This window comes from Pseudomonas putida, assembly GCF_028682475.1.
Taxonomy (GTDB): domain Bacteria; phylum Pseudomonadota; class Gammaproteobacteria; order Pseudomonadales; family Pseudomonadaceae; genus Aquipseudomonas; species Aquipseudomonas putida_AG.
In genome coordinates, this window is the sequence record NZ_JANHLE010000137.1 from 1 (window position 1) to 313 (window position 313).

Here is a 313-nt window from a genome sequence, read left to right on the forward strand (position 1 = left end):
GTGGGAGCAACTGTCTTCACCATGCCATTCGTCAGCGCCATTCGGTGCCGTCGCGTAGCATGGCATTCAGCCTGATCAGCAGTATCCGCATGCAGGCGATGAGCGCGACTTTCGCGCTCTTGCCTCGCTCCCGAAGCGCCTCATAGCGGGCCTTGAACTCAGCCTGGTGGCGGATCACTACCCAGCAGGACATATACAGCGCACGCCTGACTCGGGCTCTCCCTCCACTGATCTGACGTTTCCCGCTGTGATTGCCGCTGTCCTCGTTATAGGGCGCGATGCCCGCCAACGCTGCTATCTCCCGGCGATCAAG

Annotated in this window: 1 protein-coding gene; it reads right to left on the bottom strand. The window is 61.0% G+C overall.

What is annotated here, in order from left to right:
- Positions 1 to 31: 31 nt before the first annotated feature.
- Positions 32 to 313 (bottom strand): transposase (locus NPS47_RS25525; RefSeq protein ID WP_274297458.1); only part of this gene is annotated, 282 nt, incomplete at its 5' end.